The sequence below is a fragment of the Pseudomonas sp. BP6 genome (assembly GCF_017875935.1).
GTDB lineage: Bacteria > Pseudomonadota > Gammaproteobacteria > Pseudomonadales > Pseudomonadaceae > Aquipseudomonas > Aquipseudomonas putida_Y.
The window spans coordinates 3354633-3371493 of sequence record NZ_JAGINI010000001.1 but is presented as its reverse complement, the minus strand read 5'-3'; the positions used below and the strand labels follow the sequence as shown (position 1 = coordinate 3371493).

Genomic DNA, 16861 nt, shown 5'->3' with positions numbered 1-16861 from the left:
CGCTCCCTCAGCCCAAAGGGCTGGGCGGGCGCCTGCAGGGCAGGGACTCGCGCAAGGGGTATCAGGCCCTGGGTGGTTCCTTCTCGAACACCTGGCGCATGACTTCCAGGTAGCGGCGCGCGCCCAGGCCCAACGGGCGCGACTTGATCCAGATGATGTCTACCCACAAGCGCAGGCGGCTGGCCATGTTGTCGAAGCGCACCTCGGCCAGTGCACCCGAGGTTATCAGCGGTTCGACCAATGGCTGCGGCAGGTAGGCCCAGCCCAGCCCGGACTGCACCAGGTCCAGCGTGGCCAGGTAGCTGTCGGTCAGCCAGATGCGCCGGGACAGCACCATGCGCGGGTCCGATCCGGTGGCCTTGCCCGAGGCCACGATGATCTGCCGTTGTTCGGCAAAGGCCTCCTCCGGCAGTGGCGTACCGCTGTTCTGCCCGGCCGGATGGCGCGGTGACGCTACGGCCACCAGCAGTTGGCTGCCGGCTTCGAGGAATGACTCGCGCTCGTCGATGCCGGGCCGTTCGAACACCAGTGCCAACTGCACACTGCCGTCATGCAGCAGGCGAATGGCCTCGGTCTGGGTGGCCGAACGTACCTCGACTTCCAGGCTGGGAAATGCCTGGGCGAGGATTTCCAGTGGTTGGCTCCAGCGGCCGGTTTGCAACTCGGGCGCCATGGCGATGGTCAAGCGTTTTTCCAGGCCTTGGTGCAGTTGCAGGGCCTGGGCGTCGAGCAGGTTGAGCTGGCAGATCACCTGCCTGGCCTGGGGTTCAAGGGCCAGGGCCGCGCTGGTGGGCAGGGCCTTGCGCGTGGCCCGGTCGAACAGCGGCAGGTCCAGTTCGGCCTCGAGCTGGGCGATCGCCATGCTCACGGCTGAAGGCACACGGCCCAGCTTGCGGGCGGCGGCGGAGAACGAGCCGGCATCGAGCACCGCGAGGAAAATTGCCAAGGAGTCGCTGCTAAAGGCCATTGTCAGTAAACCTGATGATGATCATCTTTTATTGCTAAAAATTATGAACATTAATGCACCTGCAGGACAGTCCTCTCAATGGAGAAAAGCGTGCACAGACCAACCGCTTGGCATATCACCCACTGGAGTTCCGACCCGTTCAGCCTCGGGGCCTACAGTTCCTTGCTGCCAGGAGGGTTGCCGCAGCATCGAAGCGCCCTTGGCCATGTGCTGCATGGGCGCTTGGTCATTGCTGGAGAAGCCTGTAATGCCAGCGCTCCGGCAATGACTCATGGTGCGTGGAATGATGGGCTGCGCGCCGCCGAGGCAGCCGTGAGTGCCGGGGCGAGCAAGGTGATCGTGATCGGTGCGGGGTGTGCAGGCCTGGCTGCCGCTCAACGCTTGCGGGAAAGGGGTGTCGATTGCACGGTGCTGGAGGCGCGTGGGCGAACGGGTGGGCGCGCCCACACTGTCGAGTTGGGCGGCGTGAAAGCAGATGCAGGTGCGGCATGGCTTCAGCATTTTGCCGAGAACCCATTGGCCGCTGTTGCACTTCAACATGGCTTGGCTTGCGTCGAGACCGATTTCAGTTGTCCGCTTGCAGCAGCACGGGGCGGGGCGTTGCCGGATGTCGACGCCGCCTGGGATGCCTTGACCAGGCGTCTCGATCGGCAACAGCCTTTGTCTGACGCGATCAATGGCTATATGGCCACACTCGACCCCGCGCTCGCGCGTGCCACGCAGTTTGCCATCGACGCCAACCTTGTACTGGAAGCGTGTTTGCCCGTCGAGCAACTGTCGATCTGTGCCTTGGATGAGGAGGGGGTCGGGCATGGTGATCGTATGCTGCCAGGCGGCTACAGCGAGCTTGTTGACTTGCTGTCGAAGAACCTGGATATCCGCCTGGACAGTCCTGTCACCCACATCGACTGGTCGAGCGCGCGCGTCAAGGTGAATGACGAGGTATGCGACTTCTGCATTTGCACAGTCCCGGTGGGAGTGCTGAAAGCGTTGCACTTTGCCCCTGCGTTACCTGAAACACAGCAGGAAGCGCTGGCGCATCTAGGGATGGGCAAGCTGGAAAAAGTGATTCTGCAGTTCGATGAGCGATGGTGGCCGTGCTCACCCTCAGGCTACCTGCGCTGGTACGACGTACCCGCCAGTTGGGGGGAATGGCTGGACCTGACCGATGCTGTCGGCAAGCCCACCATTGCCGGGCTGATTGCCGCCGATGCGATCGAACGGCAGTTCACCGGGCGTACCGATGAGCAGGTGGCCATGGCCGCGTGTGAGGCATTGCAGGCGTGGGCCGCAGCCGTCGGGCCCACGCGTTGACACTTACAGGCCTTCGCCCAGCACTCGGTCAATGCTGTCGACAAAGTAGTCCACGCTCGCACGGCTGGTGCACATCGGTGGCTTGATCTTGAGGATGTTCAGGTAGTCGCCGGTCGGCTGCATGAAGATGCCCAGGTCACGCAGGCGATCGCACAGTACCATGGTTTCTTCGGTGGCCGGCTCCAGGGTGGTGCGGTCGCGCACCAGTTCCAGCCCCAGGTAGAAGCCCGAGCCATGTGCCGCGCCGGCCAGCGGGTGCTTGTCGACCAGCGCCTGCAGGCGTGCCTTGAAGTAGCGCCCGGTGTCGCGGGCGTTGTCCCACAGGCCTTCCTCCTGCATGACATCCAGCACCGCCATGCCGATGCGGCAGCTGACCGGGCTGCCACCGGCCGAGGAGAAGAAGTAGCCCTCGGCCTCCAGCGCCTCGGCGATTTCGCGACGGGTGATGACCACGCCCAGTGGTTGGCCGTTACCCATGCCCTTGGCCATGGTAATGATGTCCGGCACCACACCCTGTTCCTCGAAGCCCCAGAAGTACTCGCCCAGGCGGCCATAACCCACCTGCACTTCGTCGGCGATGCACACCCCGCCGCGGGCGCGGACCTTGGCATAGGCGTCGCGCAGATAGCCTGCAGGCAGTGAGATGCCGCCGGCATTGCCGTATACCGGTTCGCAGATGATGCCCGCCAGCTGACGGCCTCGGGCGTCGAGGTCGGCCAGCTTGGCGTCGACGTCTTGCAGGTAGTCGGCGGCGCTGTCGGCCCCGCGGAAACGACCGCGGAAGGTGTTCGGTGCTTCGACCGGGTGTACCCAGTCCGGGCGGGTTTCCAGAGCTTGCGGGTTGTCGGCGATCGACGTGGAGATGGCATCGGTGGCCACTGACCAGCCGTGGTAGGCCTCCAGTACGCTTAGCAGGTCGCGCCCGCCGCTGTAGGCCCAGGCCAGGCGAATCGCCAGATCGTTGGCCTCGGTGCCGCTGTTGACCATGAACACCCGGTCGAAACCTTCGGGGGCCAAGTCCAGCAGTCGTTCGGAGAATTCGGTGATCGCTGCGTAATGGAAACGCGAGTTGGTGTTCAGCAGCGACCATTGCCGCGCCGACTCGGCGACCATGCGTGGGTGGCCATGGCCCAGCACCGCGACGTTGTTGAGCATGTCCAGGTAGGAACGGCCCTGCATGTCGATCAGGTAGTTGCGCCAGCCGCGTTCAATGTGCGGCGGTTGCGCGTAGTAGTGCTTCTGCGAGCGGGCGAAGCTGGCATCGCGGCGGGCCAGTAGGGCTTGCGGATCGGGTAGCGGCTCGGCATCGCAATCGAAGCCCAATAATGCGGCTGGCGACGGGCACAGGGCCAGCCACGCAGCAGCCTGTGACGGCGTGGCGAAGAAGGGGGGCTGGATGCTGTTGTCCAGGCACAGTTGTACGCTGAGGCTACTGCCGCTGCTGCCCAGGGACTGGCCTTTTTCCACGGCCTGGCCATCTGTCGGCGCATCTTCCAGGCCCTGTAGCCACAAAGCCCAGTGTGCGGTGCGCAGGCAGCCCCGGCCATCGCCGTGACGCTGCCAGGTGCCGGCTGCCGGCGCTTGCACCTGGCTGCCGTTGGGCACATGCAGCTCGATGCCAAGGGCACAGGTGGCGGGCTCTTCGGGGCGGTCGATATGGGTTTGCGACAGGCGATATTGCCCGTGCAGGCTGCAGGCCGGGGCGGCCTGCGAGGTCAGCAGTTGCTGGTCGTAACCGGGTTGTTCCCAGTTGCCGGCCTCGAAGTGTTCGCTGAGTACCCCCAGGTCCACCCGTGTGACAGCCTGCCCGGCCAGCTCGGGGAGCAGGGGGGCGCAGCCGTTCAAGTCCGGCGCCGCGGGTTGCAGGCCCGCAGCCTGCAGAATGGCCGCCTCCATCAGGGCGAAAGGCACGGCGGTGGCCGTGTCGAAAATTTCCCATTCGTGGGCAATGTTGTCGCGGGTGTACTGGTTGCCCGGGTCGACGGTTAGCTGTTGTTCGCTGCTCAGTACCAGCACGGCAGCACGGTTCAGCACCAGCGGCCACAGGGCGCGCAGTTCGGCCTCGGTCAGCGGGTTGAGCGCCTGGTAGGCCTGCACGGCAGGCAGGATGCGCAGCGGGTCGCCCTCGGCGTGGTGCAACAGCGCAGCGCAGGTCACCGACAGGTCGGCGATACGCCAGGTGCGCAGCAGGTCGCCGAAATCGATTACGCCTTGCAGTTGCCATTGACGCTGGGCATCACGGGCCCACACGGTGTTGTCGTCGGTGATGTCCAGATGCACGGCCTGACTGGGCAGTTGATCGACCAGCGGCACCAAGCGCTCGTTGGCCTGTCGCGTGGCGTGTTCGATGCGGGCGCGCTGCCCGTTATCCTTCAGCACTGGCAGCAGGTGATCGATCAGTGCCCCGGCATGCTGCGGGTCCCATTGCAAGGTACGCGCAAGGCCTGGGTGATCGAAATGGGCAAGCGCCTTGTCCAGCTTCGCACAGAGCCCGCCCAGCTCGGCCATCAGGCGTGGTTCCATGTGCTTGAGACGGGTCAGCGGTTGGCCTTCGATGTAATCGAGCAGGCGCAGGCGCAGTGGTTGCGCGTCGATGTCCAGTTCCAGCAACACCATGCCGTTGTGGGCTGAGCGCACGGCGGGTACCGGCAAACCTTGATTGCGCAGGAAGGCCAGGGCGGCGTGCTGGGCTTCAAGCTCCAGCTGGGCGTAGCTGCCGTGGCAGGCCTTTAGCACATAGCCACCCTGCGGTGTGACCACGCGAAAGTTCAGGTCTTGCTGGCTGCCCAGTACCGAAAGGTTACCGGCAAGGCCGTAGTGGGCCTGCAGCACAGCGTGTGCCTGGGCTTCGCTCAGCGTTGGGCTGGGCAGGCCGGAGCGCTGGATCAGGGTGGCCAGGGCAGGGGAAGCGGGCTGGTGTTGTGGACTGGACATGGGCTCTACCGTGGGTACTGGGAGTTGACGGCGGAGAATTTATGCCCGATTCGGCTGATGATGGAAGACGATTATTGTCAGAAAAATTGATCACTGCCGCTTGATTCTGTTGGCGTGGCAAGCAGATGGGCTAATTTTCTCGGCTGCCTGGCCCGGCCCTTTCGCGGGCACGCCCGCTCCCACAGGTATTTGCAAGTCTTGAAGACTGTGGTGATCCCGTGGGAGCGGGCGTGCCCGCGAAAGGGTCGGCCCTCACAGTACATTAATCAACCTTGATGCGAAGTCCCGAGGTCATCATCAGGATCGAAGCGATGATTTGGGCTGCAGCTCCAACGCCTTATGCACCACGCTCGCGGTGCTCGATCTCAAACACGCCGCAAGAATCAAGACGAACACGCACCCTTTCCCTACTAACCCCCAACCTCTAAAAACGCCGCCTCCAGCAACTGTCGGGTATACGGATGCTGCGGCGCATGGAAGATCGCCTGCGCATCCCCTTGCTCCACCACCTGCCCATGCTTGATCACCATCAACTGGTGACTCAACGCCTTCACCACCGCCAGGTCATGGCTGATGAACAGGTAGGTCAGGTTGTACTTTTGCTGCAGGTTACGCAGCAATTCCACCACCTGGCGCTGTACGGTGCGGTCCAGTGCGGACGTGGGTTCATCCAGCAGAATCAGTGCTGGCTTCAACACCAGCGCCCGGGCAATGGCAATGCGCTGGCGCTGCCCACCAGAGAACTCATGGGGGTAGCGATGCCGCGTGCGCGGGTCCAGGCCTACTTCCTCCAGGGCCGCGATAATCGCCGCTTCCTGTTCCTGCGCGGTGCCAATGCCGTGAATGCGCAACCCTTCACCCACAATGTCCGCCACGCACATGCGCGGGCTCAGGCTGCCAAACGGGTCCTGGAACACCACCTGCATTTCCCGCCGCAGGGGGCGCACGGCTTTCTGGTTAAGCCCTTCGAGGTTCTGCCCATGAAAGCGAATGCCGCCCTGGCTGGAAATCAGCCGCAGGATCGCCAGGCCCAATGTGGACTTGCCCGACCCGGATTCGCCAACAATGCCCAGCGTCTGCCCCTGGGGCAAGCTGAAGTTGATCCCGTCCACCGCCTTCACATGGTCGACCGTGCGCTGCAGAAAGCCCTTCTTGATGGGGAACCAGACCTTCAGGTTATCCACCTCCAGCAACGGCGCGCCCACCGGGTTGTGCGCCGGCAGCCCGCTGGGCTCGGCATTGATGAGCATCTGCGTGTAGTGGTGCTGCGGGGCGCTGAACAGTGTGGCGCATTCAGCCTGCTCCACGATCTGCCCGTGCTGCATCACACACACACGATGGGCGATGCGGCGCACCAGGTTCAGGTCATGGCTGATCAGCAACAGGGCCATGCCCAGACGCGCCTGCAGTTCCTTGAGCAGCTCGAGAATCTTAAGCTGCACGGTCACATCCAGCGCTGTGGTCGGCTCGTCGGCAATCAGCAGTTCGGGCTCATTGGCCAGCGCCATGGCGATCATTACCCGCTGGCGCTGCCCGCCCGACAATTCGTGGGGCAGGGCCTTGAGGCGCTTGTGCGGCTCGGGAATGCCGACCATATCCAGCAGCTCCAGCGTGCGCGCAGTCGCTTCCTTGCCGGTCAGGCCCTTGTGCAGCAGGAGGATTTCGTTGATCTGCTTCTCGATGCAATGCAGCGGGTTGAGCGAGGTCATCGGCTCCTGGAAGATCATCGCAATGCGGTTGCCGCGAATGCGTTGCAGGGTCTTCTCGTTCTGCTGCAGCAAGTCCTTGCCTTCGTAGTGGATGCTGCCGCTGGGGTGGCGGGCCAGGGGATAGGGCAGCAGGCGCAAAATCGAGTGTGCGGTGACCGATTTACCCGAGCCACTTTCGCCCACCAGAGCCAGTGTCTCGCCTTTGCGAATATCGAAGCTGACGCCGCCCACCACCCGGTTGACCTGGTCCCCGGTCACGAACTCCACGGCCAGGTCCCGCACTTCGATCAGGTTCTGTTCACTCATGTCACTTCCTCGGGTCGAAGGCATCGCGGGCGGATTCGCCGATGAACACCAGCAGGCTCAGCATCAGCGCCAGCACGGCAAAGGCACTGATACCCAGCCACGGAGCCTGCAGGTTGGACTTGCCCTGCGCCACCAGCTCGCCCAATGAAGGCGAACCGGCAGGCAGGCCGAAGCCGAGGAAGTCCAGGGCGGTGAGGGTGCCGATGGCGCCGGTGAGAATGAACGGCATGAAGGTCATGGTCGAGATCATGGCATTAGGCAGGATGTGCCGGTACATGATCGCCCCGTTGCGCATGCCCAGCGCGCGGGCGGCGCGCACGTATTCCAGGTTGCGTCCGCGCAGGAACTCGGCGCGTACCACGTCCACCAGGCTCATCCACGAGAACAGCAACATGATGCCCAGCAACCACCAGAAGTTGGGCTGCACGAAGCTGGCCAGGATGATCAGCAGGTACAGCACAGGCAGGCCGGACCAGATTTCCAGAAAGCGTTGCCCGGTCAGGTCGACCCAGCCACCGTAGAACCCCTGCAGGGCGCCGGCGATGACGCCGATAATGGAGCTGGCTACGGTCAAGGTGAGGGCAAACAGTACCGAAATGCGGAAGCCGTAGATTACCCGTGCCAGCACGTCGCGGCCCTGGTCGTCGGTGCCCAGCCAGTTGTCCGCCGAAGGTGGGGCAGGCGCCGGGACACGCAGGTCATAGTTGATGCTCTGGTAGCTGAACGGGATGGGCGCCCACAGCACGAAGCTGTCTTTCTTCGCCAGCAGTTCGCGGATGTAGGGGCTTTTGTAGTTGGCTTCCAGTGGGAATTCACCGCCAAAGGTGGTTTCCGGGTAGCGTTTGAACGCCGGGAAGTACCATTCCCCGTCGTAACGTACGGCGATCGGTTTGTCGTTGGCGATCAGCTCGGCACCCAGGCTCAGCCCGAACAGAATCAGGAACAGCCACAGCGACCACCAGCCACGGCGGTTGGCCTTGAAACGCTCGAAGCGCCGGCGGTTGAGGGGGGACAAGGCCATGTCAGTGCTCCCGGCTGGCAAAGTCGATGCGTGGATCGACCAGGGTGTAGGTCAGGTCGCCGATCAGTTTCACCACCAGCCCTAGCAGGGTGAAGATGAACAGGGTACCGAAGACCACCGGGTAGTCGCGGTTGATGGCCGCCTCGAAACTCATCAGGCCCAGGCCGTCGAGGCTGAAGATCACCTCGATCAGCAAGGAGCCTGTGAAGAAGATGCCGATGAAGGCCGAAGGGAAGCCGGCGATCACCAGCAGCATGGCGTTGCGGAACACGTGGCCGTACAGCACCCGGGATCGGCTCAGGCCCTTGGCCTTGGCGGTGACCACGTACTGTTTGTTGATCTCGTCGAGGAAGCTGTTCTTGGTCAGCAGGGTCATGGTGGCGAAGTTGCCGATGACCAGCGCGGTGATCGGCAGTACCAGGTGCCAGAAGTAGTCCAGCACCTTGCCGGTGGTGCTCAGTTCGTCGAAGTTGTTGGAGGTGAGGCCACGCAGCGGGAACCAGTCGAAGTAGCTGCCACCGGCGAACAGCACGATCAGCAGGATGGCGAACAGGAACGCCGGGATGGCGTAGCCGACGATGATTGCCGAGCTTGTCCACACGTCGAAGTGGCTGCCGTGGCGCACGGCCTTGGCGATCCCCAGCGGGATCGACACCAGGTACATGATCAGCGTGCTCCACAGCCCCAGCGAGATCGAAACCGGCATCTTCTCGGCGATCAGGTCGATCACCTTGGCATCGCGGAAGAAGCTGTCGCCGAAGTCCAGTCGGGCGTAGTTCTTGATCATGATCCACAGGCGCTCGGGCGGCGACTTGTCGAAGCCGTACATGCGTTCGATTTCAGCGATCAGCGCCGGGTCCAGGCCCTGGGCGCCGCGGTAGTTGGAGCCGGCAACGGAAACCTCGGCGCCGCCACCTGCAATGCGGCTGGTGGCGCCTTCGAAGCCTTCGAGCTTGGCGATCATCTGCTCGACCGGGCCACCGGGAGCGGCCTGGACGATGATGAAGTTGATGATGAGGATGCCGAACAGGGTCGGAATGATCAGCAGCAGGCGGCGCAGGATGTAGGCCAGCATCTTAGTTGGCCTCGTCCGCAGGCGCTTCGCTGACCGCCGGGGTTACCTCGGGCTTGATCCACCAGGTGTCGATGCCGATGTCGTACTTGGGCGACACGTTCGGGTGGCCGATGTGGTTCCAGTAGGCCACACGCCAGGTCTTGATGTGCCAGTTGGGGATCACGTAGTAGCCCCACAGCAACACGCGGTCGAGCGCGCGGCAGTGGTCGATCAGGTTCTGGCGCGAGTCGGCGTTGATCAGCTGTTCCACCAACTGGTCGATGGCCGGGTCGCGCAGGCCAATGAAGTTGCGGCTGCCGGGGTTGTCGGCGGCGGCACTGGACCAGAACTCGCGCTGTTCGTTGCCCGGCGAGTTGGACTGCGGATAACCGCCGACGATCATGTCGTAGTCCCGAGAACGCAGGCGGGTGATGTATTGCGAAACGTCGACCCGGCGGATGTTCAGCTCGATACCGAGGTCGGCGAGGTTGCGTTTGAACGGCAGCAGGATGCGCTCGAACTCGGTCTGCGCCAGCAGGAATTCGATGCTTACCGGCTTGCCTTGGGCGTCGACCATCTTGTCGTCGACGATTTTCCAGCCCGCGTCCTGCAACAACTTGTAGGCCTGGCGCTGTTGCTCGCGGATCATGCCGCTGCCGTCGCTGACCGGGTTGTGGAAGACCTCGCTGAATACTTGCTCGGGCACTTTGCCGCGCAGTGGTTCGAGGATTTTGAGCTCGTTGGGGCTGGGCAGTCCGTGGGCGGCCATTTCCGAGTTGTCGAAGTAGCTGCTGGTGCGGGTGTAAGCGCCGTTGAACAGCTGTTTGTTGGTCCACTCGTAGTCCAGCAGCAGGCTCAGTGCCTGGCGCACGCGAACATCCTGGAACACCGGGCGGCGGATGTTGAAGATGAAACCCTGCATGCCGGTGGGGTTGCCGTTGGGAAGCTCCTCCTTGATCAGGCGACCCTCGCGCACGGCGGGCACGTCGTAGGCGGTGGCCCAGTTCTTTGCGCTGACTTCCAGGGCATAGTCGAACGCCCCGGCCTTGAGTGCTTGGAGGGCGACGGTGGTGTCGCGGTAGGAGTCGAAGGTCATGACATCGAAGTTGTAGAAGCCGCGGTTGATCGGCAGGTCCTTGGCCCAGTAGTCCTTGACCCGCTCGTAGCGCACCGAGCGCCCGGCCTTGACCTTGGCGACCTTGTACGGGCCACTGCCCAACGGGATCTCCAGGTTGCCGCGGTTGAATTCGCGATTTTCGTACCAGTGCTTGGGCAATACCGGCAACTGGCCGAGAATCAGCGGCAGTTCGCGGTTGTTGGTGTGCTTGAACTTGAACAGCACCTTCAGCGGGTCTTCGGCGACCACTTCGGCGACGTCGGCGTAGTACTGGCGGTACAGCGGGGCGCCGTCCTTGATCAGGGCGTTGAAGGTGAACACCACGTCGTCGGCGCGCATCGGATGGCCATCATGGAAGCGCGCTTCGGGGCGCAGGTAGAAACGCACCCAGCTGTTGTCCGGGGCCTTTTCGATCTTGCCGGCAACCAGGCCGTATTCGGTGAACGGTTCATCCTGGCTCTGGCGCATCAGGGTGTCGTAGATAATGCCGATATTCTCGGCCGCCACGCCTTTGTTGATGAACGGATTGAGGCTGTCGAAGCCGCCGAAGCTGGACTGGCGGAAGGTGCCGCCTTTGGGCGCGTCCGGGTTGACGTAGTCGAAGTGCTTGAAGTCGGCGGGGTACTTGGGTGGCTCATCGTAAAGGGTGAGCGCGTGCTGCGGCGCGGCCAGCGCGGGAAGGCTCAGGCAGGCGAGCAACAGGCTGCCTGCCAGCTGGCGCAGACGATGCGTTGGCGTCATTGGGCTTTCTCCGAAGTCTTGATCCACCAACTGTTCAGCCCAAGGGTGTAGGGCGGCGTGGTGACGAAGGCGAACCGGTTGCGGTAGGCCAGGCGATGGTTGTCGAGGTACCAGTTGGGGATCATGTAGTAGTGCCATGAGAGCACGCGGTCCAGGGCGCGGGCGGCGGCGACCTGGTCATCGCGGGTGCGGGCGGCGAGCAGGGTGTCGAGCAGGTGGTCGATCACCGGGTCCTTGACCCCAGCATAGTTCTTGCTGCCCTTTGTCGCGGCCTGGCTGGAATGGAAGTACAGCCACTGTTCGAGGCCGGGGCTCAGGGTCTGGTTCAGGGTCATCAGAATCATGTCGAAATCGAACTGGTCCAGGCGTTGTTTGTACTGGGCGCGGTCCACGGTACGCAAGCGCGCATCGATGCCGATGCTGGACAGGTTTTCGACATAAGGTTGCAGGATGCGTTCAAGGTTGGGGTTTACCAGCAGCAGTTCCATGCGTAATTGCTGGCCCTTGCTGTTGACCAGACGCTGGCCGTGCAGCTTCCAGCCGGCCTCGGCGAGCAGGCCCAGGGCCTGGCGAAGGGTCTGGCGGCTGATGCCCCGGCCATCAGTGTGGCTGACCTTGTACGGCTCGCTGAACAGCTTGGCGGGCAACTGGTCACGGAACGGCGCCAGCAGCAGCCACTCCTTGCCGGTGGGCAGGCCGCTGGCGGCGAACTCGCTGTTGGGGTAGTAGCTGGTCGAGCGGCGGTAGGCGCTGCTGAACAGCGCGCGGTTGGTCCACTCGAAGTCCAGCATCAGCCCCAGTGCCTGGCGTACCCGCGGGTCGCTGAACGCGGCCCGGCGGCTGTTCATGAACAGGCCTTGTGTTTGCGTGGGGATGCTGTGCGGGATTTGTGTCTTGATCACTTCACCCCGGCGCACGGCAGGGAAGTTGTAACCGTTGGCCCAGTTTTTTGCCTGGTGCTCGATATAGATGTCGAACTCGCCGGCCTTGAAGGCTTCGAAGGCCACCGTCGCGTCGCGATAGAACTCGTATTCCACCCGATTGAAATTGTACTTGCCACGGTTGACCGCCAGGTCTTTGCCCCAGTAGTTCTTCACCCGTTCGAACACCAGGCGTCGCCCGGGTTGTACCTGGGTGATGCGGTAGGGGCCGCTGCCCAAAGGGGGCTCGAAGGTGGTGGCCTTGAAGTCGCGCTTCTGCCAGTAGTGTTTGGGCAGCACAGGCATTTCGCCCAGACGCAGGATCAGGAGCGGGTTGCCGGCGCGTTTGAACACGAAGCGGATGCGTAGCGGACCGAGGATGTCTACCCGCTGCACTTCCTGCAGGTTGGTGCGGTAGATCGGGTGGCCATCCTTGAGCAGCGTGCGGTAGGAGAAGGCCACGTCAGCCGAGGTGATCCGCTGGCCGTCATGCCAGCGGGCTTCCGGGCGCAGGTTGAACACCACCCAGCTGCGGTCCTCGCTGTATTCCACCGAGCGGGCGATCAGGCCATAGCTGGAGGTCGGCTCGTCACCAGACGGGTCGTACTGGCCAGTGCCGACCATCAGTGGCTCGTTCAGCTCGCTGATGCCGTACTGCTGGAAATTGGGCGTGGTAATCGGGCTCGACCCCTTGAAAGTGTAGGGGTTGAGCGTGTCGAAGGTGCCAAAAGCCATGGCCCGCAATGTGCCGCCCTTGGGCGCTTGCGGGTTGACCCAGTCGAAGTGGGTGAAAGTGGCTGGGTACTTGAGCGTGCCGAACTGCGCGTATCCGTGGCTTTCGCTCACCATCGCGGCTACGGGAAAGCTCAAGGCCAGGCTGAGTGACAGCAGGAGGGGACGTATCAAGTCGGCATCCGATCCAGAGGCGTTGGGCTTTGATCGAGTACAGTAACAGCTTGGTGGGGTTGGAAAAAGAGAGGGGCTGGGGTTTTCCAGTGGCTGGGTTTTCAGGCCCATTCGCGGGCACGCCCGCTCCCACAGGTACGGCACCGGCTTTGAGGGCTGTGAAAAACCTGTGGGAGCGGGCGTGCCCGCGAATGGGCTGCAAAGCAGCCCCTGTAACGACTCAATGCCCGACGTAGACGGTCAGGGTCTGGCCTGGCTTGAGGGCGTGGCCGCTGCGTGGGTTCCAGCGCTTGAGGTGCTTCATTTTCACATTGAAGCGCTTGGCCACCAGGTACAGGGAGTCGCCCTTGCGCACCTTGTATTTGGTGGAGCGCTTTCCGGATGCTGCGACCCGGTTGCCGGCGGCGCTCGGTGCACTGCCACCGCGCAGGGCCAGAACCTGGCCAGCGCGCAGTCTGTTGCTGGACAAGCGGTTCCAGCGCTTGATGTCCTTGATCGACACACGGTTGGCCTTGGCGATGACGCTCAGGTTATCGCCACGCTTGACCCGGTAACTGCGTGCCCCCACCGGTGCCTTGGCTTCGGCCACGGCCCGGGCAAACGCTGCTTTCGGCGGTTGCAGGCTGACCAGTTGCTCCGGCTTGAGGTTGGACAGGCTGGCACTGAGCAGCTGCGCCTTGGCGGTGGGCACCAGCAGCTGTTTCGGGCCATCGACGGTCATGCGCTTCTTGAATGCCGGGTTGAGCTGGATCAGCTCATCCTCGTCGATGTTGGCAAAGGCCGCGACCCGGGTAAGGTCCAGGCGGTCTTTGATCGCCACCGCTTCGAAGTACGGTTCGTTGGCGATCGGGGTGAGATTGATACCATAGGCTTCTGGCGTGGACACCACCTGCGACAGCGCCAGCAACTTGGGCACGTAGTCGCGGGTTTCCTTTGGCAGCGGCAGGTTCCAGTAGTCGGTCGGCAGGCCGAGCTTTTCGTTGCGTTCGATGGCTCGGCTGACAGTGCCTTCACCGGCATTGTAGGCCGCCAGGGCCAACAGCCAGTCGCCGTTGAACATGTCGTGCAGGCGGGTCAGGTAATCCAGCGCGGCGTTGGTCGACGCGGTGACATCGCGGCGGCCGTCATAGAAGTTGGTCTGGCGCAGGTTGAAGTGACGACCGGTAGCTGGCATGAACTGCCACATGCCGGCAGCGCTGGCGCGTGAGTAGGCCATGGGGTTGTAGGCGCTTTCGATGGCGGGCAGCAGGGCCAGCTCCAGCGGCATGTCACGTTCTTCAAGGCGCTCGACGATGTAGTGCAGGTAGAGGCTGCCACGTTCCCCGGCGCTTTCTATGAAGGACGGGTTGCTGGCGAACCACAAACGCTGCTGCTCGATGCGCGGGTTGACGTCGATGGTGTCCTGCAGGGCGAAGCCCTGGCGCATGCGCTCCCAGACATCCTGCGGCGCCTGCTCGGCCGGCTTGACCAGCAGCGGTGAAGGTTTGTGCTTGATCCGCGCCTGGTAGTTGTGCGCGCGAACGCTATCGGATTCGTCGAGCTGACGGGTGCTCTGACAGCCCACCAGCGTGGCTGCCAGGGCCAGCGCGCTGATTTGAGCCAGACGCGTCAGGGCGGCGGAATGAGAGGTTCTGCGGCTACGGGAAGACATCGGCTGACACAGGTATCCGGGCGAAAAATTTCGGCGATTCTAGAAACCGCTCCGGCCCCGGTCAACCTTAGACCCTCACTTGCGATATATCTTGCGGTTATCAGAAGGTGTCCTTCCAAGACCTCAAGGCAGCAAAAACAGCGACATGCGAGGTGTTTGAATGTCCCTTCCACTCGTCTGCTTTTTGTTTAACTAATGTTTCAGAGGTACGCAGAAAGGGGTTGGTCAGGCGCTCCAGGCCGATCGTCGATGGCAAGCTGATGCGATTTTCGGCGCGCAATCGGGTAACGTCCTCGAACCGTTGCTGAACGTGCGGGTTGGTCGGTTCGACAGCCTTGGCGAAGCGCAGGTTGCTGAGGGTGTATTCATGGGCGCAGTACACTTCTGTCTGCGCTGGCAGGGCCGCCAGGCGGGCGAGGGCGGGCTGCATCTGTTCGGGTGTACCCTCGAACATGCGCCCGCAACCGGCGGCGAACAGGGTATCGCCACTGAACAGGATGGGCGTCGCTGGCTGGTCGCTGAAGAAGGCGATATGCCCCAGGGTATGGCCGGGTACCGCGAGTACCTGAAACGTCACACCCAGCACGTCCACCCTGTCGCCTTCGTCCAGGGCCAGTTCGCGTCCGGGAATGCGTTCGTTGGCGGGGCCACAGACCCGTGCGCCGGTCAATTGCCTGAGCCGTTCCACACCGCCGACATGGTCATTGTGGTGGTGGGTGACGAGGATGTCGCTCAGCACCCACTCGGGGTTGGCAGCCAGCCAGCGCTCCACCGGGCCGGCATCGCCCGGGTCGACCACCGCGCAACGGCGTTTGGCAGTATCCTGTAACAACCAGATGTAGTTGTCGGAGAAAGCGGGGAGAGCATCGATCTGTATCATGGTGCGGATCCGATTCACCTAGCGTGGCACATGAGGGCATCTTAGCCGCGATGGCGCGGTGGGAGAACCTTCGAGGGAGAGCGCAATGACCGACCAAGCCTTTGCCCAGGCCGACCCGGACTGGGTCGAGCTGATCAGCCTGGCCCGTGAGTGGTTCAACGGCCCACTTGGGCAACTGATGCTCAAGGAGGAGGACAAACTGCTGGAAGAAGAGCTCGGGCGCTTCTTTGGCGGTTATCTCGTCCATTACGGGCCCTGCGCCGAGCCACCGCCCAGAGCCCCCCAGGTACAGCGTAACGTGCGCCTTGGTGCGCCGTTGCCGGGTGTGGAGATTGTCTGCGAGGAGCAGGCCTGGCCGTTGAGCGAGCACGCTGCCGACGTGGTGGTGCTGCAGCATGGCCTGGACTTCTGCCTGTCGCCCCATGGCCTGCTGCGCGAGGCCGCCAGTGCCGTGCGCCCGGGCGGGCACCTGCTGATCGTGGGGATCAACCCGTGGAGCAGCTGGGGTATGCGCCATTTCTTCAGTCACGGTGCTCTGCGCAAGGCGCGCTGCATCTCGCCGTCACGGGTGGGCGACTGGCTCAACCTGCTGGGCTTCGCGCTGGAGAAACGCCGCTTCGGGTGCTATCGTCCGCCGCTTGCCTCACCGGCCTGGCAGCAACGCCTTGAAGGCTGGGAACGACTGGCCTGCGGCTGGCAGGGCTTTGGTGGCGGGGTGTACCTGCTGGTGGCGCGCAAGATGGTGGTGGGCCTGCGGCCATTGCGCCCGGAGCGCCGTGAACCGATGGGCAAGCTGCTGCCGCTGCCGCTGGCCAAGGTCAACCGAACGGCGGCCAACCCTGATACCGAAAAGCACTGAACATGAGTGGTACATGAGCGAAAGCATCGAAATGTTTACCGATGGCGCCTGCAAGGGCAACCCCGGCCCGGGTGGCTGGGGCGTCCTGATGATCTACAAGGGCGTCGAGAAGGAACTGTGGGGTGGTGAACGCGAAACCACCAACAACCGGATGGAGCTGATGGCTGCTATCCAGGGGCTGATGGCGCTGAAACGCGAATGCGAAGTGGTGCTGACCACCGACTCGCAATACGTGATGAAGGGCATCAACGAATGGATGGTCAACTGGAAGAAGCGCGGCTGGAAGACCGCGGCCAAGGAACCGGTGAAGAATGCCGACCTGTGGCAGCAGCTCGATGAGCAGGTCAACCGCCACAAGGTGACCTGGAAGTGGGTGCGCGGCCATATCGGCCACCCCGGCAACGAACGCGCCGACCAACTGGCCAACCGCGGGGTCGATGAGGTGCGCGCCCAGCGTTGAGCTGGGGTACAATCGCAGTCTT

Annotated in this window: 12 protein-coding genes; 3 read left to right on the top strand and 9 right to left on the bottom strand. The window is 63.1% G+C overall.

What is annotated here, in order from left to right; translation table 11 throughout:
* Positions 1 to 61 precede the first annotated feature (61 nt).
* Positions 62 to 967, bottom strand: coding sequence for a LysR family transcriptional regulator (locus tag J3A98_RS15390; protein WP_176682195.1), 906 nt, complete (start codon positions 965 to 967; stop codon positions 62 to 64).
* A 78-nt stretch (positions 968 to 1045) separates the two neighbouring features.
* Between J3A98_RS15390 and J3A98_RS15385 the strand changes: the two genes are divergently transcribed.
* Positions 1046 to 2281 carry an NAD(P)/FAD-dependent oxidoreductase gene (locus tag J3A98_RS15385; RefSeq protein ID WP_209967179.1) on the top strand — a complete coding sequence of 412 codons (1236 nt, stop codon included), beginning with the start codon at positions 1046 to 1048 and terminating at the stop codon, positions 2279 to 2281.
* A 3-nt stretch (positions 2282 to 2284) separates the two neighbouring features.
* Here J3A98_RS15385 and J3A98_RS15380 read toward each other — a convergent pair whose 3' ends face one another.
* From J3A98_RS15380 to gloB, 8 genes are all read right to left on the bottom strand, one after another.
* The gene (locus J3A98_RS15380) at positions 2285 to 5215 is read right to left on the bottom strand and encodes an aminotransferase (protein ID WP_209967177.1); all 2931 of its coding nucleotides are present in this window, start codon (positions 5213 to 5215) and stop codon (positions 2285 to 2287) included.
* Between the two features lie 410 nt (positions 5216 to 5625).
* A complete protein-coding gene (locus tag J3A98_RS15375) occupies positions 5626 to 7230 on the bottom strand; it encodes an ABC transporter ATP-binding protein (protein ID WP_209967175.1) in 1605 nt (534 codons plus the stop codon).
* 1 nt (position 7231) lies between these two features.
* The gene (locus tag J3A98_RS15370; RefSeq protein WP_021783281.1) at positions 7232 to 8251 is read right to left on the bottom strand and encodes an ABC transporter permease; all 1020 of its coding nucleotides are present in this window, start codon (positions 8249 to 8251) and stop codon (positions 7232 to 7234) included.
* Position 8252: 1 nt separating this feature from the next.
* On the bottom strand, positions 8253 to 9326 hold the full coding sequence (locus J3A98_RS15365) for a microcin C ABC transporter permease YejB (protein ID WP_021783280.1): 1074 nt from the start codon (positions 9324 to 9326) through the stop codon (positions 8253 to 8255).
* 1 nt (position 9327) lies between these two features.
* A complete protein-coding gene (locus tag J3A98_RS15360; RefSeq protein WP_209967173.1) occupies positions 9328 to 11163 on the bottom strand; it encodes an extracellular solute-binding protein in 1836 nt (611 codons plus the stop codon).
* Positions 11160 to 12989, bottom strand: coding sequence for an extracellular solute-binding protein (locus J3A98_RS15355; RefSeq protein WP_209967171.1), 1830 nt, complete (start codon positions 12987 to 12989; stop codon positions 11160 to 11162). Before J3A98_RS15355 ends, J3A98_RS15360 begins: the two co-directional genes overlap by 4 nt.
* Before the next feature lie 220 nt (positions 12990 to 13209).
* A complete protein-coding gene (locus J3A98_RS15350) occupies positions 13210 to 14640 on the bottom strand; it encodes a lytic transglycosylase domain-containing protein (RefSeq protein ID WP_209967169.1) in 1431 nt (476 codons plus the stop codon).
* 100 nt (positions 14641 to 14740) lie between these two features.
* Complete coding sequence (gloB, locus tag J3A98_RS15345; RefSeq protein ID WP_176682202.1) at positions 14741 to 15520, bottom strand: hydroxyacylglutathione hydrolase; 780 nt, start codon at positions 15518 to 15520, stop codon at positions 14741 to 14743.
* An 85-nt stretch (positions 15521 to 15605) separates the two neighbouring features.
* On the opposite strand from gloB, the gene J3A98_RS15340 reads away from it, so the two are divergent.
* Positions 15606 to 16379, top strand: coding sequence for a methyltransferase domain-containing protein (locus J3A98_RS15340; protein WP_176682203.1), 774 nt, complete (start codon positions 15606 to 15608; stop codon positions 16377 to 16379).
* A 13-nt stretch (positions 16380 to 16392) separates the two neighbouring features.
* Positions 16393 to 16839: a ribonuclease HI gene (gene rnhA, locus J3A98_RS15335; protein WP_176682204.1), complete on the top strand. Its 447-nt coding sequence runs from the start codon at positions 16393 to 16395 to the stop codon at positions 16837 to 16839.
* Positions 16840 to 16861 lie beyond the last annotated feature (22 nt).

What these genes read in the sequence shown, in the direction of transcription:
- J3A98_RS15385 (WP_209967179.1), top strand. Translation starts at nt 1,046, where the DNA reads ATGGAGAAAAGCGTGCACAGACCAACCGCTTGGCATATCACCCACTGG.
- J3A98_RS15340 (WP_176682203.1), top strand. Translation starts at nt 15,606, where the DNA reads ATGACCGACCAAGCCTTTGCCCAGGCCGACCCGGACTGGGTCGAGCTG.
- J3A98_RS15365 (WP_021783280.1), bottom strand. Translation starts at nt 9,326, where the DNA reads ATGCTGGCCTACATCCTGCGCCGCCTGCTGCTGATCATTCCGACCCTG.
- J3A98_RS15380 (WP_209967177.1), bottom strand. Translation starts at nt 5,215, where the DNA reads ATGTCCAGTCCACAACACCAGCCCGCTTCCCCTGCCCTGGCCACCCTG.
- J3A98_RS15360 (WP_209967173.1), bottom strand. Translation starts at nt 11,163, where the DNA reads ATGACGCCAACGCATCGTCTGCGCCAGCTGGCAGGCAGCCTGTTGCTC.
- gloB (WP_176682202.1), bottom strand. Translation starts at nt 15,520, where the DNA reads ATGATACAGATCGATGCTCTCCCCGCTTTCTCCGACAACTACATCTGG.
- J3A98_RS15390 (WP_176682195.1), bottom strand. Translation starts at nt 967, where the DNA reads ATGGCCTTTAGCAGCGACTCCTTGGCAATTTTCCTCGCGGTGCTCGAT.
- J3A98_RS15350 (WP_209967169.1), bottom strand. Translation starts at nt 14,640, where the DNA reads ATGTCTTCCCGTAGCCGCAGAACCTCTCATTCCGCCGCCCTGACGCGT.
- rnhA (WP_176682204.1), top strand. Translation starts at nt 16,393, where the DNA reads ATGAGCGAAAGCATCGAAATGTTTACCGATGGCGCCTGCAAGGGCAAC.
- J3A98_RS15375 (WP_209967175.1), bottom strand. Translation starts at nt 7,230, where the DNA reads ATGAGTGAACAGAACCTGATCGAAGTGCGGGACCTGGCCGTGGAGTTC.
- J3A98_RS15370 (WP_021783281.1), bottom strand. Translation starts at nt 8,251, where the DNA reads ATGGCCTTGTCCCCCCTCAACCGCCGGCGCTTCGAGCGTTTCAAGGCC.